The organism is Palleronia sp. LCG004, assembly GCF_032931615.1.
Lineage (GTDB): Bacteria > Pseudomonadota > Alphaproteobacteria > Rhodobacterales > Rhodobacteraceae > Palleronia.
Genome location: NZ_CP136759.1, coordinates 2,749,679 through 2,771,545, shown reverse-complemented (window position 1 = coordinate 2,771,545; position 21,867 = coordinate 2,749,679). Strand labels below are relative to the sequence as shown.

Annotated in this window: 23 protein-coding genes; 8 read left to right on the top strand and 15 right to left on the bottom strand. The window is 65.9% G+C overall.

Annotated elements, in window-relative coordinates:
* The first annotated feature begins 139 nt into the window (after positions 1-139).
* Positions 140-1,045: a LysR family transcriptional regulator gene (locus RVY76_RS13545; RefSeq protein ID WP_317374688.1), complete on the top strand. Its 906-nt coding sequence runs from the start codon at positions 140-142 to the stop codon at positions 1,043-1,045.
* A 3-nt stretch (positions 1,046-1,048) separates the two neighbouring features.
* On the opposite strand, the gene RVY76_RS13540 is transcribed toward RVY76_RS13545, so the two are convergent.
* The 3 genes from RVY76_RS13540 to RVY76_RS13530 form a co-directional block, all read right to left on the bottom strand.
* Entirely contained in the window at positions 1,049-1,957 is a 909-nt protein-coding gene (locus RVY76_RS13540) for an OmpA family protein (protein ID WP_317374687.1), read from the bottom strand.
* 108 nt (positions 1,958-2,065) lie between these two features.
* On the bottom strand, positions 2,066-2,785 hold the full coding sequence (locus tag RVY76_RS13535) for a GNAT family N-acetyltransferase (protein WP_317374686.1): 720 nt from the start codon (positions 2,783-2,785) through the stop codon (positions 2,066-2,068).
* The gene (locus RVY76_RS13530; protein ID WP_317374684.1) at positions 2,782-3,513 is read right to left on the bottom strand and encodes a competence/damage-inducible protein A; all 732 of its coding nucleotides are present in this window, start codon (positions 3,511-3,513) and stop codon (positions 2,782-2,784) included. Before RVY76_RS13530 ends, RVY76_RS13535 begins: the two co-directional genes overlap by 4 nt.
* 131 nt (positions 3,514-3,644) lie before the next feature.
* On the opposite strand from RVY76_RS13530, the gene map reads away from it, so the two are divergent.
* Complete coding sequence (map, locus tag RVY76_RS13525) at positions 3,645-4,457, top strand: type I methionyl aminopeptidase (RefSeq protein ID WP_317374682.1); 813 nt, start codon at positions 3,645-3,647, stop codon at positions 4,455-4,457.
* 27 nt (positions 4,458-4,484) lie between these two features.
* Here map and rsmD read toward each other — a convergent pair whose 3' ends face one another.
* A complete protein-coding gene (gene rsmD / locus RVY76_RS13520) occupies positions 4,485-5,042 on the bottom strand; it encodes a 16S rRNA (guanine(966)-N(2))-methyltransferase RsmD (protein WP_317374680.1) in 558 nt (185 codons plus the stop codon).
* Positions 5,039-6,253, bottom strand: coding sequence for an NAD(P)/FAD-dependent oxidoreductase (locus RVY76_RS13515; RefSeq protein ID WP_317374679.1), 1,215 nt, complete (start codon positions 6,251-6,253; stop codon positions 5,039-5,041). Before RVY76_RS13515 ends, rsmD begins: the two co-directional genes overlap by 4 nt.
* A gap of 87 nt (positions 6,254-6,340) precedes the next feature.
* Here RVY76_RS13515 and RVY76_RS13510 point away from each other — a divergent pair, with 87 nt between their 5' ends.
* The gene (locus tag RVY76_RS13510) at positions 6,341-6,829 is read left to right on the top strand and encodes a peroxiredoxin (RefSeq protein WP_317374678.1); all 489 of its coding nucleotides are present in this window, start codon (positions 6,341-6,343) and stop codon (positions 6,827-6,829) included.
* Between the two features lie 4 nt (positions 6,830-6,833).
* Here RVY76_RS13510 and RVY76_RS13505 read toward each other — a convergent pair whose 3' ends face one another.
* The 8 genes from RVY76_RS13505 to RVY76_RS13470 form a co-directional block, all read right to left on the bottom strand.
* Positions 6,834-7,757, bottom strand: a complete 924-nt coding sequence (locus tag RVY76_RS13505) for a mechanosensitive ion channel family protein (RefSeq protein ID WP_317374676.1) — start codon at positions 7,755-7,757, stop codon at positions 6,834-6,836.
* Positions 7,754-8,050: a 4a-hydroxytetrahydrobiopterin dehydratase gene (locus tag RVY76_RS13500; RefSeq protein ID WP_317374674.1), complete on the bottom strand. Its 297-nt coding sequence runs from the start codon at positions 8,048-8,050 to the stop codon at positions 7,754-7,756. The genes RVY76_RS13505 and RVY76_RS13500 overlap by 4 nt, the downstream gene beginning before the upstream one ends.
* Positions 8,047-9,228, bottom strand: a complete 1,182-nt coding sequence (locus tag RVY76_RS13495) for a GNAT family N-acetyltransferase (RefSeq protein ID WP_317374672.1) — start codon at positions 9,226-9,228, stop codon at positions 8,047-8,049. Before RVY76_RS13495 ends, RVY76_RS13500 begins: the two co-directional genes overlap by 4 nt.
* 32 nt (positions 9,229-9,260) lie before the next feature.
* The gene (locus RVY76_RS13490) at positions 9,261-10,004 is read right to left on the bottom strand and encodes a glycerophosphodiester phosphodiesterase family protein (protein ID WP_317374670.1); all 744 of its coding nucleotides are present in this window, start codon (positions 10,002-10,004) and stop codon (positions 9,261-9,263) included.
* Positions 10,001-10,462 carry a RidA family protein gene (locus RVY76_RS13485; protein ID WP_317374668.1) on the bottom strand — a complete coding sequence of 154 codons (462 nt, stop codon included), beginning with the start codon at positions 10,460-10,462 and terminating at the stop codon, positions 10,001-10,003. Before RVY76_RS13485 ends, RVY76_RS13490 begins: the two co-directional genes overlap by 4 nt.
* 9 nt (positions 10,463-10,471) lie before the next feature.
* On the bottom strand, positions 10,472-11,848 hold the full coding sequence (locus RVY76_RS13480) for an HlyD family type I secretion periplasmic adaptor subunit (RefSeq protein ID WP_317374666.1): 1,377 nt from the start codon (positions 11,846-11,848) through the stop codon (positions 10,472-10,474).
* Positions 11,845-13,581 carry a type I secretion system permease/ATPase gene (locus RVY76_RS13475; protein ID WP_317374664.1) on the bottom strand — a complete coding sequence of 579 codons (1,737 nt, stop codon included), beginning with the start codon at positions 13,579-13,581 and terminating at the stop codon, positions 11,845-11,847. The genes RVY76_RS13480 and RVY76_RS13475 overlap by 4 nt, the downstream gene beginning before the upstream one ends.
* 124 nt (positions 13,582-13,705) lie before the next feature.
* Positions 13,706-15,652, bottom strand: coding sequence for a lytic transglycosylase domain-containing protein (locus RVY76_RS13470; protein ID WP_317374662.1), 1,947 nt, complete (start codon positions 15,650-15,652; stop codon positions 13,706-13,708).
* Between the two features lie 144 nt (positions 15,653-15,796).
* On the opposite strand from RVY76_RS13470, the gene dapA reads away from it, so the two are divergent.
* The 5 genes from dapA to RVY76_RS13445 all read left to right on the top strand — a co-directional run bounded on the left by dapA (position 15,797) and on the right by RVY76_RS13445 (position 19,868).
* Positions 15,797-16,669 (top strand): 4-hydroxy-tetrahydrodipicolinate synthase, encoded by an 873-nt coding sequence (gene dapA / locus RVY76_RS13465; RefSeq protein ID WP_317374660.1) that lies wholly within the window; start codon positions 15,797-15,799, stop codon positions 16,667-16,669.
* 105 nt (positions 16,670-16,774) lie between these two features.
* On the top strand, positions 16,775-17,248 hold the full coding sequence (gene smpB, locus RVY76_RS13460; RefSeq protein ID WP_317374658.1) for an SsrA-binding protein SmpB: 474 nt from the start codon (positions 16,775-16,777) through the stop codon (positions 17,246-17,248).
* Positions 17,249-17,332: 84 nt separating this feature from the next.
* A complete protein-coding gene (gene sseA, locus RVY76_RS13455) occupies positions 17,333-18,175 on the top strand; it encodes a 3-mercaptopyruvate sulfurtransferase (RefSeq protein WP_317374657.1) in 843 nt (280 codons plus the stop codon).
* The gene (locus tag RVY76_RS13450) at positions 18,175-19,359 is read left to right on the top strand and encodes an amino acid aminotransferase (protein ID WP_317376773.1); all 1,185 of its coding nucleotides are present in this window, start codon (positions 18,175-18,177) and stop codon (positions 19,357-19,359) included. Before sseA ends, RVY76_RS13450 begins: the two co-directional genes overlap by 1 nt.
* A 14-nt stretch (positions 19,360-19,373) precedes the next feature.
* The gene (locus RVY76_RS13445) at positions 19,374-19,868 is read left to right on the top strand and encodes a GNAT family N-acetyltransferase (protein WP_317374655.1); all 495 of its coding nucleotides are present in this window, start codon (positions 19,374-19,376) and stop codon (positions 19,866-19,868) included.
* A 69-nt stretch (positions 19,869-19,937) separates the two neighbouring features.
* Here the strand turns inward: RVY76_RS13445 and RVY76_RS13440 are convergent, their stop codons facing one another.
* Both RVY76_RS13440 and RVY76_RS13435 read right to left on the bottom strand, forming a co-directional pair.
* On the bottom strand, positions 19,938-21,284 hold the full coding sequence (locus tag RVY76_RS13440) for an ammonium transporter (RefSeq protein ID WP_317374653.1): 1,347 nt from the start codon (positions 21,282-21,284) through the stop codon (positions 19,938-19,940).
* Between the two features lie 31 nt (positions 21,285-21,315).
* Positions 21,316-21,654, bottom strand: a complete 339-nt coding sequence (locus tag RVY76_RS13435) for a P-II family nitrogen regulator (protein WP_317374652.1) — start codon at positions 21,652-21,654, stop codon at positions 21,316-21,318.
* Between the last annotated feature and the right edge of the window lie 213 nt (positions 21,655-21,867).

Here is a 21,867-nt window from a genome sequence, read left to right as displayed (position 1 = left end):
TCGCCATGAGCGTGCGATCGTTTCCTCTTCGGCACTTATGGTCACATCATCGCGAGATTGTCCGACCAGCACCGCATTATTGCCCGATTGTTTCGTCACTCCTTGGGACAGGAAACGAAAAAGCGATCGAGACCCGAACATGGACAGACTGACCGAGATGGAAGCCTTCGCCACCGTTGTCGATCAGGGTGGCTTCACCGATGCGGCGCGCAAGATGGGAATATCGAAATCGGCGATTTCGAAACATGTCTCGTCGCTCGAGGCGCGGCTCGGGGCGCGGCTTCTCAACCGCACGACGCGGCGGGTCAGCCCGACGGAGATCGGTCTTGCCTATTACGACCGCGCGCGGCGGGTCCTGAACGATGCAGGCGAGGCCGACAAGCTCGTGACCTCGATGCAATCCGCACCCTCCGGGCTGCTCCGGATCAGCGTGGCGACCGATTTCGGTGTCAATCACCTGAGCCACATCCTCGGCGATTTTCTGGGTGATTTTCCCGATATCAGCATCAACATGATCCTCAACAACCGCTACGTGGAGCTCATTTCCGAGGGGTTCGACATGGCGATCCGCATCGGAGAGCTGGAGGACAGCTCACTGCGCGCGCGCAAACTTGCCGAGACGTCCAAGCGAATGGTGGCCTCCCCGTCCTATTTCCAACGGTTCGGCCGACCGCTGAGGATCGACGATCTGAGCGATCACAAGCTGTTGCACTATTCCACGCAGTCGAACGGCGCGGTCTGGAAGCTTACCGCACCATCTGGAGAGCGTCGCCAGGTCCGCACCGGGGGATGGCTTGCCGTCAATGACGGCCAGTCCCTCCTCAACGCCGCGATCTCGGGGCTTGGAATCGCGTACCTGCCGTCGTTCCTGTGCTCCAAGGCAATCGAAGACGGGCTGGTCGAGGAAGCGATCCCGGACCTGCCGGTCGAGACGCAGGGCATCTATGCCGTCTATCCGCCAGGAAGGTTCACACAGCCCAAGGTGCGCGCCTTTATCGACTTCCTCGTCGGGGCCTTCGCCGAGAAAGGTCCGGACGACTGGTAGCGCTCAATCGATCCTGACGATCTCGACCCGACGGTTGGCCTGCCTCCCCTCGCCGCTCTCGTTGGACCCGCGCGGCGCGAGGGAGCCGATCCCCCGTGCCTCGATCTGCGCGGGCGACACGTCGTGGACATCGATCAGCGCGCGCCGCACCGTCCGCGCGCGCCGCTCGGACAGCGTGATATTGCTGTCCAGCGAGCCCTGACTGTCGGTATGCCCGACGATCGCGAACCGATGATCCGGATGCATATCGAGATATGCGGCAATCGCTTCGAGCGTATCGTCCGCCCCCTCGCCCAGCGTGACCGCACCGCTTTCGAAGACCAGCCCTTCGAGCGCGGCGCGCCCTTCCCTGTCCAGCGTCCCCGACAGATCCTCCTCGGTCCTTTCCACTGACTTCGAAGAGGCGACCAACGCGGGCTCCGACACCGGGGCGGGGTCGATTTCGGTTGCCTGGACAAAAGCGATCCGGCCCGCCTGGCTTACCATGAGCGACAGTGCCGATCCGGTTTCCTTCTCGGCAAGGAGATAGCGATAGTTCCCGAGATCCACATACATTTCGGGCGCGGGCAACGTGTTGGTGGAAAACCGGAAATCGTAACCGCCGCAGACCGCGTCGCGGCATTCGAAGACGACCCGCCACCCCTGATCCTCGAGCGCGGGGCGCAGCGCCTCGATAATCTGGCGAGCGGTCGCCTGTCCCGGGATCTGCCAGACCACCCGTCTTGCATCCCCCTCGACGCCGAGGGTCGGCACGTTTGCTCCGTTCCAGGGACCGAGTGGCAGATCCAGCGCCACCCCCTCTTCCTCGATACGGGCTACTTCGACCGCATTGCCCGGCAGCGGCAGATCAACTGCCCAGACCGGCATCGCCGTCAGCGAAAGGACGCATATCGCGACGCGCGCCCGGATCATGCGTTCCTGCGGTGAAAGAAAACGGCGATCATCTATGTCGTCTCGCGAGGATCATCACGAAAGTCCAACGTCGCGTCCGCCGGATTCGATCCGACGCGGAAGTTACCGTCAGGGTCGTATGCGGTAATGGTAACATGGCCGACCGGCCATTCCTGACGCTATATACATCGCATTCGCGCCAACGTTCGCCCGCGTGACGAGCAGCGCCATGCTTCGCGCGCCCTGCGCTTCGGCCCAGCGCGCGGCGTGGATCAGCGTGAGCCGCCCCGATCCCCGGCGGCGCAGACGCTTTGCCGTCTCCAGCGCGTGGATCATGGCAACACCCTCGTGGACGGCTGCGAAGACCGTGCTCGCCGGTTGGTCGTCCATCCGCCCGAGGATCGTGATCTTCGGGCAACTCACCCGCTCCATCACGGCGAGCCTCGCGGCACCGATGCCGCCCGCCGCCCAGATCTCCTTCTGGATTTCGAGCGGCGGCCAGACGGAAAAGCCGGTGACTGGCCCGGGTTCGATCGCAGAAAGCGTCTCGACAGGGCATTCATAGAGGTTGGTCGGATCGAGCGTCAGATAGGCCCTGTCGGTCAGACGCCGGTCGAGATCCTCCTGTCCAGCCCTGACCTGAAAGAGCGCCTGCTGCCCCGCATCGTCCATCGCGCGTTCGGCGGCATCTATATCGGTCTCGGTCACCCGCACATCGGTAGAGGCCGCCGAGACGCGCTTGCCGCCGCCCGCCCCGTCGCGCAAGGTCCATGGCCCGAGCGTGCGGGTCGCCGCCGGCGGCCATGTCGCGGCGAGTAGCGCGTCGACCTGACCCGCCGAAAGTGTCATTCCCGTCCTTCGGGGAAATGCCCCCGGAGCTTTTCCATCGCCGCATCCAGTGCGGCCGGGTCGCTTCCACGGATCACCACGTTGACGCCGAAGCCGTCTTCGGTCGTGAATGGATAGGATCCGACGCTGATCTCGGGATGGGCGCGCGCCACCTCGGAAAGCGGCCCGGCGATATCGCCCTCGCCGCGATCGACGCGGATCTGCCGGCTCTGCATCGGTGCGCCGCCCTTGAGCCGGGGCAGCAACCCGGCCAGCATCGCCTCGAAGATCTTCGGCACGCCCGCCATGACATGGATGTTGCCAAGCGTGAAACCCGGCGCGGCGGAAACCGGGTTTTCGATCAACACCGCGCCATCAGGAATGCGCGCCATCCGCAGCCGCGCCTCGTTCAGCTCCGATCCGCGCGCATCGTAATGCGCCTGCAGGATGGCGCGGGCATCCTCGCGCACGTCGATCGCCGCATCGCCTGCCGCAGCAATGCAGTCGGCCGTGATGTCGTCATGCGTGGGCCCGATGCCGCCTGAGGTAAAGACATGGTCATAGGCCACCGAGAGCGCCCGCGCGGCTTCGGTAATCGCTTCGGCCCGGTCGGCCACCACCCGCGCCTCGACCAGGTCGATCCCGTGCTCTGTCAGGCGGCCGGCCAGATGATGCATGTTGCTGTCGCGCGTGCGACCCGAGAGGATCTCGTCTCCGATGACCAGCATCGCGGCGGTGGGATTGGGCATGGCTGCGCTCCTTTGCGGGTCGCTCACGTTCTAGGCCGCGCGGGGACGGTTTCCAACGCCCACCCCCCGGGCTGGCAATCGAGAGGTTGGACGGCTATATTTCCGCTGCATCGAAACAGGAGCGCATTTCCGTGGACGAGACGAACCGCGGCCGCCTGACGAAAGACGGCATCCGGATCCACGATCAGGACGATTTCGGCGGCATGGCCCGAGCCGGGGCACTTGCCGCGTCGATCCTCGACGATCTGGCACCGCTCGTCGTGCCGGGGACCACGACCGGTGCGCTCGACCGCGCGATCGAGGAAGCGGTCGAGGCTGCAGGGGCGACATCTGCCACGATTGGCTACAAGGGCTACCGCCACGCCAGCTGCATCAGCGTGAACCACGTCGTCTGTCACGGCATTCCGGGCGACAAGGTCCTGAAGGACGGCGATATCCTCAACGTCGACGTGACGGTGATCGTCGATGGCTGGTACGGCGACACCAGCCGCATGTTCGTCGCGGGCAAGCTGTCACGGAAATCCGAGCGACTGCTCGACGTGACGCATGATGCGCTGATGCTGGGGATCGAGGCGGTGAAGCCGGGCGCGACCTTTGGCGATATCGGCCACGCGATCCAGTCCTATGTGGAGGCGCAGCGCATGTCTGTGGTGCGCGACTTCTGCGGCCACGGCCTCGGGCGGGTGTTCCATGCGCCCCCGAACGTGCTGCATTACGGCCGACCCGGAACCGGTGCACGGCTCGAGGAAGGGATGTTCTTCACGATCGAGCCGATGGTGAACCTTGGCCGCCCCGAGACGAAGGTTCTGGCCGATGACTGGACCGCGGTGACGCGCGACAAGTCGCTCTCGGCGCAGTTCGAGCATTCCGTGGGTGTGCGCGCGGACGGTGCCGAGATCTTCACCCTGTCGCCCAAGGGGCTGTTCCACCCCACCTATACCTGAGATCGCCATCGCGAGTGTGGCTCGCGATTACCCCAGTGCCACGCGCGCGAACGTGACGTGAGTGTCCCCGTATTTACGTTGATCCAGCGGGTCGAGTGCGCGGGGCAGGATGGGCGGCGCGGCTTCTTCCCAGACTATGAGGGCGCCATCCTCGATCCAACCCTGCGATAACGCAGCCTCGACCGCCCGTTCGCCCAGCCCCATGCCGTAGGGCGGATCGAGAAACACGAGGTCGAACGCCCGCGGTGCAGCCCCGAGCCGCGTCGCATCGCGTGTAACGATTCGGCCCTCGACCCCCAGAAGCGTCAGATTCCGGCGCAGGATGGCCTGCGCCTTGCGCCCGCTCTCGACAAAACAGACCGAGGCCGCGCCACGCGACAGGGTTTCGAGGCCCAGCGCCCCCGTCCCCGCGAAAAGGTCGAGCACATGCGCCCCCGTCACCGGATCGCCGAAGCGTCCGCCCGACAGCACGTTGAAAAGCGCCTCGCGCACGCGATCGGTCGTCGGGCGCAGATGCGCGGCGGGATCCCCCCGTCCGACCGGGCTGAGGGCGCGCCCGCGGTGGATGCCGCCGATGATCCTCACCTTGAAAGAAGCGGCTTCAGGTCGGCCTCCGGGTCGGCGATCACGTCGGGCGGAGCCGATTTTCCGGCCTCGATCAAACGCTTGCCGATCATGTAGGCTCGCGCGTCGTTCATCGCATCGACCGCGATCAGTGCGCCATCACGGTAATACCAATGTGACCGCTCTCCCTCGGACTTGCCGGGTCGTGCAACGACACGGTCATGGCCGTGATTGAGCCCTGCGATCTGCAGCTTGACGTCGTACTGGTCCGACCAGAACCACGGCGCGGGCAGGTAATCCTCGTCCGCGCCCAGCATGTTGCGCGCAACCTGCTCGCCCATGTCGATCGCGTTCCCGACCGATTCGATGCGCAGACGCTGCCCCCGGATCGACAGCGAGGCGCAGTCCCCCGCGGCCCAGACATGCGGATCCGAGCTGCGCCCGCGCGCATCGACCGCCACGCCGTTGTCGACTTCGATCCCCGCTTCTTCGGCGATGGCACAACGCGGGATCATCCCGATCCCCACGATCACCAGGTCGCAATCTATGCGACTCCCGTCCTCGAGCTCGGCCCCCGTGACGGTCCCCGCCGCGCCCGTGAGGCGCTTCAACGCGGTGCTTTCACGGATCTCGACACCGTTGCGGCGATGAAGTTCGCGGAAGTAGCCGGCCGTTTCGGTCGCGGCCACACGTCCCAGGATCCGCTGTGCCGCCTCGATCAGCGTCACCTCGACCCCGAGCTTGCGCGCGACCGCCGCCGCTTCCAGCCCGATGTAGCCGCCACCGACGACCAGCATGCGCGACGCGGATCCGAGCCGTGGCTCGATCCGGTCGATATCGGCGAGGGTGCGGATCGTGAAAACGCCGTCGAGCGTGCCACCCATCTCCTCCGGCAAGGTGCGCGGCAGAAGACCGGTACAGATGGCGAGCTGGTCGTAGTGCAGGACCTCCTCACCCACGCGCACCGTCCTTGCATCGGTGTCGAGATCCGACGCGGGCGTTCCCAGCATCAGCCGCACGCGATTGTCGTCGTAGAAGGCATCCGATCGCAGGAAGAGCCGTTCGCGCGCGAAGTCGCCCAAAAGATACCCTTTGGAAAGCGGCGGGCGCTGGTATGGAGGCACCGGCTCTGCCCCGACGAGGGTGATCTCGCCCTCGAACCCCTCCTGACGCAGGCGTCCGATCAGCGCGCTTGCGGCCTGTCCCGCGCCGAGGACGACGATATGCGACATGAGGGGGTTCCCCGATCTGGCGATGATGCGGGGGCCACCCTATAACCGGGCCGAGGACCAAGGCAATCTCCCGAAAGGATCTGGCCCATGACTATCGCCGAAGGCGACAGGCTCCCGAACGCAACGCTTCTCCGGATGGGCGATGACGGCCCCGAGGGGGTCGAGCTCGCAACCCTGACGAAGGGGCGCAAGATCGTCATCTTCGGCCTTCCGGGGGCCTATACGGGCGTCTGCACGACCGCCCACGTGCCGAGTTTCATCCGCACGCGCGACGATTTCGTGGCCAGGGGCATAGACGAGATCGCCTGCATCGCCGTGAACGATCCCTTCGTGATGCGCGCCTGGGGCGACAGCACAGGTGCCGCGGCTGCGGGGATCACGATGCTGAGCGATGCGGGATCGGACTTCACCAAGGCCATCGGCCTGGAATTCACCGCGCCGCCCGTGGGCTTCTACGATCGCTCGCGCCGCTACGCGATGGTGGTGGATGACGGTCATGTCGTCACGCTTCATGTCGAAGAAGGCGCGGGCACCTGCGACATGTCGGGTGGCGAAGCGCTCCTCGCCACCCTCTGATGCTTCAGGTAAGCTCCTCGTCCTCGCGCACCACGTCCTCTTCGGATGAGGCACTGAGCGTGTGGACGGGGGTCGGCGGATCGCCCTCGTGGGTGTGCAGAGTGCGCGTGGGGAACGGGATCGGCACGTCGTGCGCGTCGAGCTGCTCCTTCACCCTACGCTTCATATCCGCCTGATAGGCGAAGTAATCGGCCGACTTGCACCAGACCCTCACCAGGAAATCGCAGGAGAAATCCCCCAGATTGTTGATCTGGATGAACGGTTCGGGATCGGTCATCGACCGGGCATCGGACATGATCGTCTCGCGGATGACCTTCTCGGCCTGACCCAGATTGGCACCGTAGCCGACGCCGAATGTCCATTCCGCGCGGCGGAGATCGTAGACCGAATAATTGACGATCGTGTTTCCCCAGACCTGGCTGTTGGGGATGATGATCTGGACGTTCCCGATCGAGGCGAGTTCGGTAAAGTTGAGCGAGATGTCCTTCACCGTACCCATCTGGCCGCTGATCTCGACGAAATCGCCGTTCTTGATCGGTCTGAAGAAGATGATCATCACGCCCGCCGCAACGTTCGACAGCGTTCCCTGCAGCGCGAGGCCGATGGCCAGACCCGCCGCACCGATCACCGCCACAACGCTTGTCGTACGGACCCCGAAGGTGTTCAGCACGAACAGGATCGAGAAGCCCAGAATGATGTAGCGGACGATATTACCGAGAAAGTTGAATAGCGTCTCGTCGAGATGCTGGGTGCGTCCGCCGATGGAGCGGATGCGCCGGCCGGCCCAACCGCCCAGCAGGAAGCCGATCGTGAGGATCACGATCGCAGCCAGCACGTCGCCAAGCAGCGAAACGAGGAATTCGAGGGTCAGCAAGTCCGCAAGCGCCGTGCCGCCCATGATCGGATAGGTGAAGATGTCTTCGATCATCTGAAAATATCGTCCATCTGATGCGCCAAATTTATGTCGAGGCGGGAGAGACCACCCACATCATGAGTTGTCAACGTCACCTTCACCGTGCGGTAGACGTTCGACCATTCGGGGTGGTGGTTCATCTTTTCGGCCCGAATCGCCACCTCGCTCATCCAGCCGAAGGCCGCCGCGAAGTCGCGGAACCGGAACGTCCGGGAGATCGAATCCTGCCCGGGTCCGAGCGTCCAGCCGTTCTCGAGAAGAGGTTCGAGCGCCTCATCCCGCTCTTCGGGCGTCATGAGAAGGGTCATTCTGGCTCTCCCTGCGGTTTGCGGAACGGACCATAGCTCGTCAGGACCTCGATCTCCTCGTCGACCGCGGCACGCTCGGCCACGAGATACTGCTCGACCGCGCGGGCGAAACCCTCGTCGGCGATCCAGTGGAGCGAATGGGTCGGCACAGGCAGGTAGCCGCGCGCGATCTTGTGCTCGCCCTGCGCGCCGGCCTCGACGCGGGTCAGCCCATGCGCCAGCGCCCAGTCGATCGCCTGATAATAGCAGAGTTCGAAATGGAGCGCGTTGTGATCCTCCACACAACCCCAGTAGCGACCGTAGAGCGTTTCACGACCTATGAAGTTGAGCGCGCCTGCGATCGGCCGTCCCTCGCGGAAAGCCATGATCAGCAGGATATCGTCTCGCAGCCGCTCCTGCGCGATCTCGAAGAATTCGCGGGTAAGGTAGGGCGTACCCCATTTGCGCGCGCCGGTATCCTGGTAGAAACGCCAGAATGCGTCCCAGTGCTCGGGCAGGATCTCGTCTCCGGTCAGGATGCGGATCTCGCCGCCGAAGGCTTGTGCGGTCTCGCGTTCCTTGCGGATGTTCTTGCGTTTTCGGCTCGAGAGCGAGGCCAGGAAGCCCGCGAAATCGCCATAATCCTGATCGAGCCAGTGATATTGCTGCCCGGTGCGTCTGAGCAGACCCATCTCCTCGCCCGTCTCGGCCTCGTCCCTGGTGCAAAAGGTTATGTGCAACGACGACAGCTCGTTGTCGCTGGCGATCCTGAGCGCGCCCTGCAGCAGCGCCGCGCGCCCCGCCTCTTCGAAGCCCGCGCGGATCAGCAGACGGCGGCCGGTCGCGGGTGTGAAGGGCACCGCGATCTGCAGCTTGGGGTAGTAGTGTCCGCCCGCCCGTTCGTAGGCATGCGCCCAGTTGTGATCGAAGATATATTCGCCTTGGCTATGCCCCTTGGCATAGAGCGGTGCGCAGGCAATGAGCTGCCCCCCCATCCGCGCGGCGAGATATTGCGGCTGCCAGCCCGTCCCGGGACCCACCGATCCCGAAGCCTCTAGCGCGAGGAGGAACCGATGCGTCGTGAAGGGATCGCGCGGACGTCCATCCGCGGCCTCGGGACAGGCGCAGGCATCCCAGTCCGCCGGGTCGATCTCGGCGAGGCTTGAATGAGCGGTGAGTTCCAGGAGCTGGTCTGACATGGCCGGAGAAGGTGGCCCAACCCGCCAAGGGTTCAAGCCGGACGATAGCCCTCGAAGGTGATATTGTGCGCCACGCGACGCGCCGACGCCTCTTCTGCAGGCGTGCGGATCGTCCAGCAGAGGATCGTGGCCCCGGTCTTCGCGAGGTCCCCGAGGCGGGAATTGGCGAGATCGCGGTGATCGTGGCTTACGAAGTCGGCACCGATCCTCTCGTAATCAGCGATCCGGCCAAGTGCCGTGCGCTTCTCAGGCGAAAGATCCGCCGGATACCCCGACGCCGCCATCGAGGTGATGCCCCGCGGGATGCCAAGCGGCAGGTGCGCGACGAGATCTGGATCGAAGGACATGACGGCGGCTGGCGCGTCGTGGACCTGACGTGCCCGTAGGACGCATTCCACCATCGCGCGGGCCAAGGCCTCGCCGCTTTCGGCCTGTGTCTTGATCTCGATGAGAAGCGGAACGCGCCCCGCCACGAGATCGAGCACGCGTTCGAGCGTGGGAATCGTGTCGCCCCCGCCGCCGAGCGCGATTCGCGAGAGTTCGGCCGCACTTCGGGCACGGACCGGGCCGGTCTCGTCGGTCAGACGGTCGAGATCCGCGTCGTGGAATACCACGGGCACGCCATCGCCGCTCGCCTGCACGTCGAGTTCGATGCCGTAGCCTGCTTCGATCGCGGCCCGGAAGGCGGTCTCGCCGTTCTCGATCCGGCCGGCATCGCGGTCATGAAGCCCGCGATGCGCGATCGGCCGGTCGAGGAACGCGAGAGGCAGCGTCATGCGATCTGGAAGATCCCTTCGATCTCGACGCTGACGCCCATGGGAAGCGACGCGGCGCTGACCGCCGAACGCGCATGCCGCCCTGCATCGCCCAGCGCTTCGGCCAGGAAGTCGGAGGCACCGTTGATGACCTTGGGCTGGTCGGTGAACTCCGGCGTCGAGTTGACGAAGCCCGTCAACTTGACCACCCGCACAAGACGGTCGAGCTCGCCGCCGCAGGCGGCCTTCACCTGAGCCAGCAGGCTGATCGCGCAGAGCCGGGCAGCCCGTGCGCCTTCCTCGACCGACACATCCTGCCCGACCTTGCCGGTCAGGAGCGTTCCCGCCTCCATGCTGACCTGGCCCGAGACGTGGACGATGTCGCCCACGATCACGTAGGGCACGTAGTTGGCGGCCGGGGTCGGTGCCTCGGGAAGGGTCACGCCCAGTTCGGCCAGCCTGTCTTCGATCTTGCTCATGTCGTTTCCTCAGCTTTCGCGGAATGCCTTGTTGAAGTAGTCGGCCAGCGGTTTGACCAGATAGGCGATCGGCGTGCGGTCCTCGGTTCGCAGGAAGGTCTCGACCGGCATGCCCGGGATCAGGATCCGGTTCTCCGGCAGACGTTCCATCTCGCCGGGTTTCAGCGCGATCTCGGCGCGGTAATAGTTCCGCTGGCTCGCCTCGTCCACGAAGCTGTCGGCAGAAATCTGCAGGACCTCGCCGAAGAGTTCTGGCGTGGTGCGCGCGTCGAAGGTGCTGAACCTCAGCGTGACCTCCTGTCCGACATCGACCGAATCGATGTTGATGGGGTCGATCTGCGCCGCGATGATGAGCGGCCGATCCTGCGGCACGATATAGGCGACCGGGTCAGCCGGACGCACGACCGACCGCTCGGCATAGACGGTAAGGCCGTAGACGATCCCGCCGACAGGGGCGCGGATCTCGGTCCGGGCCAGCTGTTCGCTGAGGCTGTCGACCTCCTCGCGGACCTCGAATTCGCGCACGCCCAGATCGCGCAACTCGGTGATCGCCTCCTCCCGGCGCTGCGTGTCGAGCCCGAGGATCTGGGTGTCGATCTCAGCGATGCGCTCTCCGGCTTCCGCGGCGCTCGCCCCGAGTTCGCCCACCTGACCCTGCAGGCGTGCCTCCTCGCGGCGCAGGGACAGCACACGGCTCGACTGCGCGAGACCTCTGTCGAAGAGCGATTGCTGATCGGCAAGCTCTTCCTGAATGAGCGAGAGCTGCGATTCCAGCGCCGCCTGCTGCGATGTGATCCCGTCGATCTGCCGCGAGATCTGCGTGCTGCGCCCCTGAAGCTGCGTCTTCAGCTGCGCGTTCGTCTCGCGGCGAGCCTCGAAGAGGCTGCGCTGCCCCGCGACCAGTTCTTCCCCCTCGGGCCCCGAATCGCGCAGCGTCTCGGGCACGGACAGCTCGTCGGCACCGTCGCGCTCCGCCTCTAGCCTCGCACGCCGCGCGAGGATCTCGTGGAGCTGGCTGCGCGCCGTGGCGAGCCGGTTGCTCAGAAGAACGGTATCGAGCCGGACGAGCACGTCGCCCGCCTCGACCCTGTCGCCCTCGTCAACGAGGATCTCGGTCACGACGCCGCCATCGGGATGCTGAACGACCTGGCGGTTGCGCTCGACCTCGATCCGGCCGGACGCGATGATCGCGCCCGAGATCTCCGTCATGGCGGCCCAGCCTCCGAAGCCCCCCACGAGGAAAAGGAGCGCCGCGAGCCCCAGAACCACGGGGCCGCGGGCCGACCATCGTCGCGTGCTTTCCGCCGCCGCGCCGCCTCCGTCGCGGGCCTGCGTCGCGGGCAGTTGGGCCGGCTTGATCTTCGCGATTTCCTTGCCCTTGCTCATGACACGCCTCCCTGAGGTGCCTTCTGGATCTGCTTGTAGTTCTTCGTGACCTCGCGAAGGACCTCGTCCTTCGGCCCGAAGGCCCGGCGCATGCCGTTCTCCATCACGAGGAGCTTCTCGCAGCTTTCGATGGCCGAGGGGCGATGCGCCATGATGATGATCGCGCCGCCCGCCTCCTTCACCGCCTTCATCGCGGCGTTCATCGCCACCGATCCCTCGTTGTCGAGGTTCGAGTTCGGCTCGTCGAGGACCAGCATCACGGGATTGCCGAACATCGCACGGGCAAGGCCGATGCGCTGGACCTGGCCCCCCGACAGCCTGCCGCCCGCGCTGCTGACCTGCGTGTCGTACCCGTCTGGCAGCTTCAGGATCATCTCGTGAACGGCGGCCTTCTGCGCGGCCTCCACGATGTCCTCGTCGCGCGCATCGGGCTGCATCCTCGCGATGTTCTGCGCGATGGTCCCGTCGAAAAGCTGCACGCGCTGCGGCAGATAGCCGATATGCTGTCCCAGCACGTCGGGCTCGTACTGGTCGAGCGATGCGCCATCGAGCCGGATCTTGCCGCCCGCCGTACGCCAGACGCCGACGATGGCGCGCGCGATGGTCGACTTGCCCGAACCCGACGGACCGATGATGCCGAGCGCCTCGCCCGGCCCCACGTCGAAGGACACCATCCTGACGGAGGCCTGCTGCTGGCCCGGCGGAATGATCGTGACCTGATTGACCGACAGCTTTGCGGCCGGGCGGGGCAGCGCGGTGCGGGCGGGCTCTTCGGGAACGGTCGCCAGAAGTTCGGCGAGGTTCGACCACCCCTGCTGCGCCCGTTGCCACAACGACCATTGCCCGAGCGCCATGTCGACGGGTGCGAGCGCGCGGCCCAGCAGGATCGAGCCCGCGATCATGCCGCCCGCCGTCATCTCGCCCCCGAGCACGAGATAGGCCCCGAGGCCCAGCATCGCGGATTGCAGGAACAGCCGGAACGTCTTGGTCAGCGTCGTGAACCGTCCGCCCATGTCGCTCGCCGTGATCGTCTCGTCGAGCGATCGGCTGCGTAGAACCTGCCAGCGGTCGAAGGTCGCGTGCTGCATCCCGAGCGAGCGGACCATCTCCGCCTCCTGGCGGATCTGCTCCGACATCCGCTCGGCGCGGACCTGCGCGGCATTGGCCGCCGCGACCGGATGGCGCGTCGTCATCTGGTTCAGAGCGGCCACCCCGATCAGCAGCAGCGACCCGCCGAGCGCGAGAATCCCCAGCCACGGGTGCAGGATCGCGATGACCCCGAGGAAGATCGGCGTCCACGGAATGTCGAACAGCGCGGTCAGCACTGGGGTCGAGAGCAGCCTCTGCACGGATTCGAGATCGCGCAGGTTGTTCGTCTCGGCGTCTGAATCGGGCAGGACCGCCGATTTGCGGACCATGGCCGCGAAGACCCGCCGATCGAGCCGCGCCTGGAACCGCGCCCCGATACGCGCAAGAATCCGCCCCCGTGCATAATCGAGGATCCCCATCACCAGGAACAGGAACGCCATGAGTGCCGTCAGCGCGACGAGCGTCGCTTCCGATCGCGAGCCCAGCACCCGGTCGTAGACCTGAAGCATGTAGAGGGGTCCGGTCAGCATCAGCAGGTTCACGAACAGGCTGAAGATCCCCACCGTCCAGAAGAGCGACCGGCTTTCGGCTCTGGTGCGCGAAAGCTCCTCGCGCCCCTTCCTGGTATCGATGCCCTTGGCCAAGATCGACCTCCTGCCCCGTGCAGGGCGAATTGGTTGCGTGTGCGGATAAGCGTTGCCCTTAGGTACGCGCGCTATAGCCGTAAAGTTTTAATTTGATGAAAGCGGGAACCCGCCGGATGCCCTTTCAGCGCCCCTTCAACATCTCGGTGAAGTGCAGCGCGCCCGCCTCTCCGGTCAGGCGCGCACGATAGACAGGCATCGATTCGGCCACCCGCATCGCGTAGTTGCGGGTCTCGTCGAAGGGGATGAGCTCGATCCAGTCGATCACGTCCACCGTGTCCTCGCGTGGATCTCCGTTGGCCGCGATCCACTGGCTCGGACGTCCCGGCCCGGCATTGTAGCCCGAGGAGACGAGCACCGGATTATCCCCGAACCGCTCAATGAGACCCGCGAGATATGCCGTGCCGAGCGTCGCGTTGTAGCCCGGGTCGGAGAAGAGCCGGTCCGACGAATAGGGCAGACCGAGGCCCCGTGCCACGTCGCGCGCCGTTCCGGGCATGAGCTGCATCAGACCCCGCGCGCCGACGCCGCTCGCCACGCCGGGATCGAATTCGGATTCGCGCCGCGCGATCGAAAGCGCCAGCGCCAACTCGACCGGATTTTCGGCCACTCCCATCTCGACCACCGGATAATAGGGACGCGGCAGCGTGATCCCGCCTTCGGCGGCGCGCTTGGCGATCATCACCGCGATATGCGGCTCGCCCAGATCGAGGACCAGCTGCGCGAGCGTGCCGATCTCCTCCTCGTCCAGGCTCTCGCTCAGATGGGTCAGGAACCGCTCGGCAAGATCCCTCTGTCCCGCCGCCTGCAACGCCAGCCCGGCCTCGAGCACGGTGCTGCCGCGAAACGCGGCCTCGGCCATCGGCGGATAGGTCTGCAGCCCCATCAGTTCGGGATCGAGTGGCTGTCCGAGCTTCTCCGCGGCAAGCAATCCGTAGAAGCTTGTCTGATGCTCCGCTCCGCGTTCGTAGGCCGAGCGCGCCTCGGCCTGCCGGCCCAGCGCCTCGTAGGCGCGGCCCGTCCAGTATCCCGCCCGCCCGAGCGAGATCGGCGTGCCGACCGCTGCGCCGAACCGCTCGAAATGCGCAAGAGCCACATCCGGACGCTCGAGGTAGCGCAGCGCGAGAAATCCAGACAGCCACTCGAGATCGGCAAAACTCGCACCCTCACTCAGCCAGTGATGCGCCGCGATGTCATAGGCGATCTCCGGGTTGCCCGCGCGGAGCTGACGCCGCACGAGGTCCCGACGGTCCCGCGCCCAGGCATCGGGCCGGCCGAGCGTCTCGGCACTGACGCTCTGACGCCTCAGGATCGCGATCGCGCGGTCGTGGTCGCGCGCGTCCATCGCCGCGCGGAACTGGAGATGCGTGACGCCTGGGTCGGCCGCCATCTCCGGCGACAGATCGGCGGGCAATCCGCCCCCGCGGGCGGCGAGCCTCACGGCGGCGCGCTGGCGCGCCTCCTCGGGCAGGTCGCGCCCGATCGCACGGCGCAGCGCGGCGTCCGCGCCGTCCCAGAACATCTGGTCGGCCCGCGCGGACTCCAGCGCCCGAAGCGCGTCGGGATAGAACGCGAGAAGCGTGTCCTCCGCCCCCTCGCCCAGCGACCGCTCGACCCATGCAAGCGCCGCCTGCGCCTCGGCATCGCCTTCACGCCCGAGCTGGCGATACGCCCGCACGAGCGCGAGCGTGCCGGCCCCCGAAACGGGCTCCGCGCCGCCGAAGAAGTCGACGACGTCTTGCGCCGTCGCGTCGTCGGCGATCACCGGCGGCACCGTCTCTTCCGAGCGTCGGCGCAGCAGGTCGAGCCCCGGCCAGTCCGGATTGCGCCTCAGAAAACCCAGCGCCTCTTCGAACGTGCCGCGTCCGTCGCGCAGACGGATCCATTCGATCACGTCGCGCGCCACCGGGCCCGACAGTCCCGCCGCGTCGATCGCATCCGTGAAGGATCCCCGCGAAAGGTCCTCGAACGCCCGCGCCAGCCCGCGCGAGGGGTCGCCCTCGATCGCGTCGAGATCGGGCGGCTGCGCCCAGACCATCGTCGCGGCGATCATCGGAACGGAGAGGGACATGAGGAAACGTCGCATCGCGCGACACGATACGCAAAGCGCGCCGATGGGCCAACTCACGAACTTGGCAATGCCGGGCGGCGCGGATAGGGTGCGTGCGGGCTCCGAGGCGGGCCCAGCGCATGCGTCAGGAAGAAGGATTTCGAGATGTTCAAGGGCTCCTACGTCGCCATGGTCACGCCGTTCAAGGACGGTGCGCTGGACCTCGATGCCCTGAAACGTCTCGTGGACTGGCACGTGGACGAGGGCACAGACGGCCTCGTTCCCGTCGGCACGACCGGCGAGACGCCGACGCTCAGCCATGCCGAGCACGAGGAGACGATCGCCGCGGTCGTGCGCGCCGCCAGGGGTCGCGTGCCCGTCATCGCGGGTTGCGGATCGAACAACACGATCGAGGGTATGGGCCTCATTCGCCACGCGAAGGAGATTGGTGCCGATGCCGCGCTGGTCGTCACGCCCTATTACAACAAGCCGACGCAGGATGGCCTCTACGAGCACTTCCGCGCGATCCACGACGCGGCCGAGCTGCCCATCGTCATCTACAACATCCCCGGCCGGTCGGTCGTCGACATGACGCCCGCCACGATGGCCCGCCTGGCCGAGCTTCCGCGCATTGTCGGCGTGAAGGACAGCACCGGCGACGTCGTTCGGGTAAGCGAGCAGCGCGCGCTCTGCGGTCCCGACTTCGTCCAGCTTTCGGGTGAGGATGCCAGCGCGCTCGGCTTCAACGCGCATGGCGGCGTGGGCTGCATCAGCGTGACCGCGAACGTCGCTCCGAGACTCTGCGCCGAGTTCCAGCATGCCACTCTCTCGGGCGACTGGGCCCGCGCGCTGGAGCTTCAGGATCGCCTCCTGCCGCTCCATCAGGCCGTATTCACCGAACCGGGCCTCGTCGCCGCGAAATACGGGCTCTCGCTGCTCGGTCGCTGCCGCGAGGAAGTACGCCTTCCGCTGGTGGGTCTGAGCGAAGGCACCAAGCTTCTGATGAAGGACACGATGGCCGCGCTCGACCTTCTGTGACGCAGCCTCCGGCCCCCCGGACCTGATCCGCGGGGCCCCTCTACGGCACCACCCGCCCCGCCTCACCGCTGGACAGAGCGCGCTGCCGCGCCTATCTGCACCGGCATGGCCAAACCCAAGGACAATCCGAACTACAAGATCATCGCCGAGAACCGGCGCGCACGGTACGATTACGCGATCGAAAGCGATCTCGAATGCGGTATCGTGCTGCAAGGCTCCGAGGTGAAGTCGCTCAGGACCGGGCAATCCAACATCGCCGAGAGCTATGCCTCCGTCGAGGATGGCGAGCTCTGGCTCGTCAACTCCTACATTGCGCCCTACAATCCGGCCATGTTCGGCCACGAGGATCGCCGCCGGCGCAAGCTCCTCGCCAACAGCCGCGAGCTCGCCAATCTCTGGTCCGAGACACAGCGCAAGGGCATGACGCTCGTCCCGCTCGTGCTCTATTTCAACCATCGCGGCGTGGCCAAGCTCAAGATCGGCATCGCCAAGGGCAAGAAGGCCCCCGACAAGCGCGAAACCGCCGCCAAACGCGACTGGCAGCGGCAGAAGCAGCGCCTTCTCAAGGAATCCGGATAAGCTCGATGCGTGTGGCAGTCGTTGCCGCCGCGGCGCGCTCGCGGTAAGCCGGATCTCGCATGCCGGATGCGAGGAGGTGCCCCGATGCGCGACGATCCCGAAACGCTGGTCTCGACCGAATGGCTCGCAGCCCATCTCGGCGATCCCGACCTCAAGCTCGTCGATGCGAGCTGGTACCTGCCCGACGCCGATCGCGATGCCCGCGCCGAATACGAGGCAGGGCATATTCCCGGCGCGGTCTTCCTCGACATCGATGCGGTCTCCGACACGGCCTCCGACTTGCCCCACATGGCCCCGTCGCCCGAAACCTTCGCCGAGCATATCGGTGCCATGGGCATCGGCGACGGCGACCGCGTGGTGATCTACGACGGCGCCGGCCTCTTTTCGGCCGCGCGCGGATGGTGGCTCTTCCGCCTCATGGGCAAGCGTGACGTGGCCGTGCTCGACGGCGGATTGCCGAAATGGCGCGCCGAGGGCTACCCGGTCGAGGACATGCCCCCCGAAATCACGCAGGCCCGTTTCACCGCCGACCCGGATCCCTCCCTCGTCCGCGATGCGGGTGCCATCACGACCGGAACGGCGCAGATCGTCGATGCCCGCGCCGCATCGAGGTTTCGCGGCGAAACCTCCGAGCCGCGACCCGGCCTGCGTGCGGGCCATATTCCGGGCGCGCGCAACCTTCCCTTCGCGCAGGTGCTGAACCCCGACGGCACGATGAAGGGCGACGACGATCTGCGCGCGGCCTTCGCCGGGGCCGGCGTCGATCTCGAACGGTCCATCGTCACCTCCTGCGGATCGGGCGTGACGGCGGCGATCCTGTCGCTGGCTCTCGCGCGGGTCGGTCATGCCGACTGGTCGCTCTACGACGGATCCTGGGCCGAATGGGGCGCACGCGAAGACCTTCCAATCGCCACCGGAGACGCATGATGCTGAGCCATCTCAAGGAACAGCCTGCCGACAAGATCCTGATGCTCATGCAGGCCTTCCGCGAGGATCCTCGCGAGGACAAGATCGACCTCGGCGTCGGCGTCTTTCGCGACGCGGAAGGCCGCACGCCGATCATGGCCGCCGTGAAGGAGGCCGAACAGCGTCTCTGGCGCGCCGAGACGACGAAATCCTATACCGGCCTCGCGGGCGACCCGGACTATGCCCGCGCGCTCGGCGATCTGATCCTGGGCGACGCCGTGGCACCCGACCGCCGGGCCGCGATCGCCACGCCCGGCGGTACCGGGGCCGTGCGACAAGCGCTTGAGCTCATGCGGATGGCTGCGCCCGATGCGCGGATCTGGGTGTCGGATCCGACCTGGCCCAATCACCTGTCGATCATCAACCATCTCTCTCTTGGAATGCAGGCCTATCGCTATTTCGACAATGCAACCGGGCATGTCGATTTAGATGGAATGTGCGCCGATCTGGCCGGAATGGCGCAGGGCGATCTGGTCCTGCTGCACGGGTGCTGCCATAACCCGACCGGTGCGAACCTCACGCTTGGGCAATGGGACAAGATCGCCGATCTGATCGAGCGGACCGGCGCGATTCCCTTCATCGACATCGCATATCAGGGCTTCGGCGACGGGCTCGATGCGGATGCGGCCGGGCTGCGCCGCCTGGCGGCACGGCTGCCGCAGATGCTGATCGCGGCGAGTTGCTCGAAGAATTTCGGAATCTACCGCGAGCGCGCAGGCCTTCTGATCGCCATCGCACCCGATGGGGATGCCGCGAAGCGCGCCCAGGGAACGCTGTCGCATCTCAACCGCCAGAATTACAGCTTTCCGCCCGATCACGGTGCCCGCCTCGTCACAATGGTTCTGACCGACGACACACTGCGTGCCGATTGGCAGGATGAACTCGAGACGATGCGGCAGGGGATGCTGTCGCTCCGCCGGCAACTGGCCGACGAGCTGCGCCAGAGGTCCAATTCCGACCGGTTCGACTTCATCGCGGACCATCGAGGCATGTTCTCACGACTGGGCGCGACGCCAGACCAGGTCGAGGCGATGCGGCGCGATCACGGCATCTATATGGTGGGCGACAGCCGCATCAACATTGCAGGCCTGAACGCCCGCACGGTGCCGATCCTCGCCGCCGCGATGATCGACGCAGGTCTCTGAGGAAAAAGGCGAGGATGGCCGCGCCGGGCAGCTACCGTTTCAGGGCGGCCCGGCTCGACGATCTTCCGATGCTGCGCCTCTGGCTTGCGACGCCCGAGGTGTCGCGCTGGTGGGATCAAAGCGATCCCTTTAACGCGGATGAACTCACCGATCCGCGGCTCGCGCAATGGATCGTGCATTACGCGGACCAGCCCTTTGCCTACATTCAGGATTACGCGACCTCCGCATGGCCCGCCGCCCATTGGCAGGATCTGCCCGACGGCACGCGCGGCATCGACCAGTTCATCGGAGTGCCTGAAATGCTTGGACAGGGGCATGGGCCGGCCTTTGTCGCGCGGCGGATGCAGGCGCTTTTCGATGCTGGCAGTCCGGCGATCGTCACCGATCCGCACCCGGAGAATGCGCGGGCCATCGCGGCCTATCGACGTCTCGGCTTTCGGGCCATGGGGCCACCGCGAGACGTGAAGGGCGGCGCGATCGTCCCGATGATCGCGACCGCGCCGCCCTGAAAACACCAACCCCGGCGCGGGGAGAGGAACGCGCCGGGGTCGTCTTCACCAGAAGGTTCGGGAGGAGGATCAACCCCTGGTGAATTCCGGATAGGCCTCCATGCCCAGCTCGCTGACGTCGAGCCCCGCGATCTCGGCCTCTTCGCTGACGCGCAGGCCCATCACCGCCTTGAGGATCAGCCAGACGACCATGCTGACCACGAAGACGAAGATGCCGATCGAGGCAAAGCCGATGAACTGCGTCACGAAGCTGGTGCCTTCGGTATAGAACGGCACGGCCATGGTGCCCCAGAAGCCCGCGATGAGGTGCACGGGGATCGCGCCCACCACATCGTCGATCTTGAGCTTGTCGAGCAGCGGGATGGTGTAGACCACGATGACGCCGCCGATCGCACCGATCCAGAGCGCCCCGAAGAGCGACGGGTCGAGCGGCCCCGCGGTGATCGAGACGAGGCCCGCAAGCGCGCCGTTCAGAACCATGGTAAGGTCGATCTTGCCGAAGGAGACCTGCGACAGGATGAGTGCCGCAACCGCGCCGGCCGAGGCCGCCATGTTGGTGTTGGCGAAGATCCGGCCGACATCGGTGATGTCGCCCACGGTTCCGGCGGCGAGCTGCGAGCCGCCGTTGAAGCCGAACCAGCCGAGCCACAGGATGAACGTGCCGAGCGTGGCGAGGGGCAGGTTCGAGCCGGGGATCGGCACGACGCGGCCGTCCTTGCCGAACTTGCCGACCCGGGCACCGAGCACGATCGCCCCGGCGAGAGCCGCGAAGCCGCCGGCCGCATGCACGAGGGTCGAGCCCGCGAAGTCCGAGAAGCCAAGCTCGCTCAGCCAGCCGCCGCCCCACTGCCAGGATGCCTCGATCGGATAGATGAAGCCGGTCAGTACCACGACGAAGACCAGGAACGGCCAGAGCTTGATGCGCTCGGCAAGCGTACCCGACACGATCGACGCGGTGGTGGCGCAGAACATGAGCTGGAAGAAGAAGTCGGAAGCGACCGATGCGTAGTCGAGCGCGGCCGCATCGGCCGCGAGGCCCACGGGTTCGAGCACGGCCGGCGAGAAGAGCGTGCCGAGATAGCCCGCAACGATCCATCCATCACCCGGATACATCAGATTGAAGCCCACCAGCCAGTACATGAGCGACGCGATCGAGAAGAGCGCGATGTTCTTGGTGAGCTGGGTCGCGGTGTTCTTCGAACGCACGAGGCCCGCCTCGAGCATGGCGAAGCCCGCCGCCATCCAGAAGACGAGGAAGCCGCCGATGAGGAACAGCAGCGTCGTCATGATGTAGGGGCCGATCTGGTCGAAGCCCGGGGCGGCGGCCTCGGCCGTCTCGGTCGCCTCCTGGGCGACGGCGGCCAGCGGCATCAGCACGGCCGCGGCACTCAGAGAAATACGTGTCGTCAATGTCATCTTGATTGAATCCCTTGTTCCCCGTGGCGGCTCAGATGGCGTCTTCGTTGGTTTCGCCCGTGCGCACGCGCATCGCGCTCTCGACGTCGAGCACGAAGATCTTGCCGTCGCCGATCTTGTCGGTCTTGGCCGTGGTCGAGATCGTCTCGACGACCTGATCGACCATCTCCGCGCTCACCACGATCTCGAGCTTGACCTTCGGCACGAAGTTCACGGCGTATTCAGCCCCGCGATAGATTTCGGTATGCCCCGATTGCGATCCGAATCCCTTGATCTCGGTCACCATCATTCCGCGTACCCCGATGGCGGTCAGCGCCTCACGGACCTCCTCGAGCTTGAACGGCTTGATTGCTGCAATGATGAGTTTCACGTCCCTGTCGTCCCCTGATGATTATGCGATGCGACCCGCCCCCGGGCCTGTCTCGCCCAAGAAAGCGGGGGTGATGAGGCCGGATCAATCTTCGGCACCCGACAGGGATGGGTGAAAACGCATCAAACGCACAATTTTTGCACAATACGTTTGGCGTGATTAAAAATTGGTCGAAAGAGAGTCGCGCGGCATGTTGCAAGCGCGTTTCGGTTA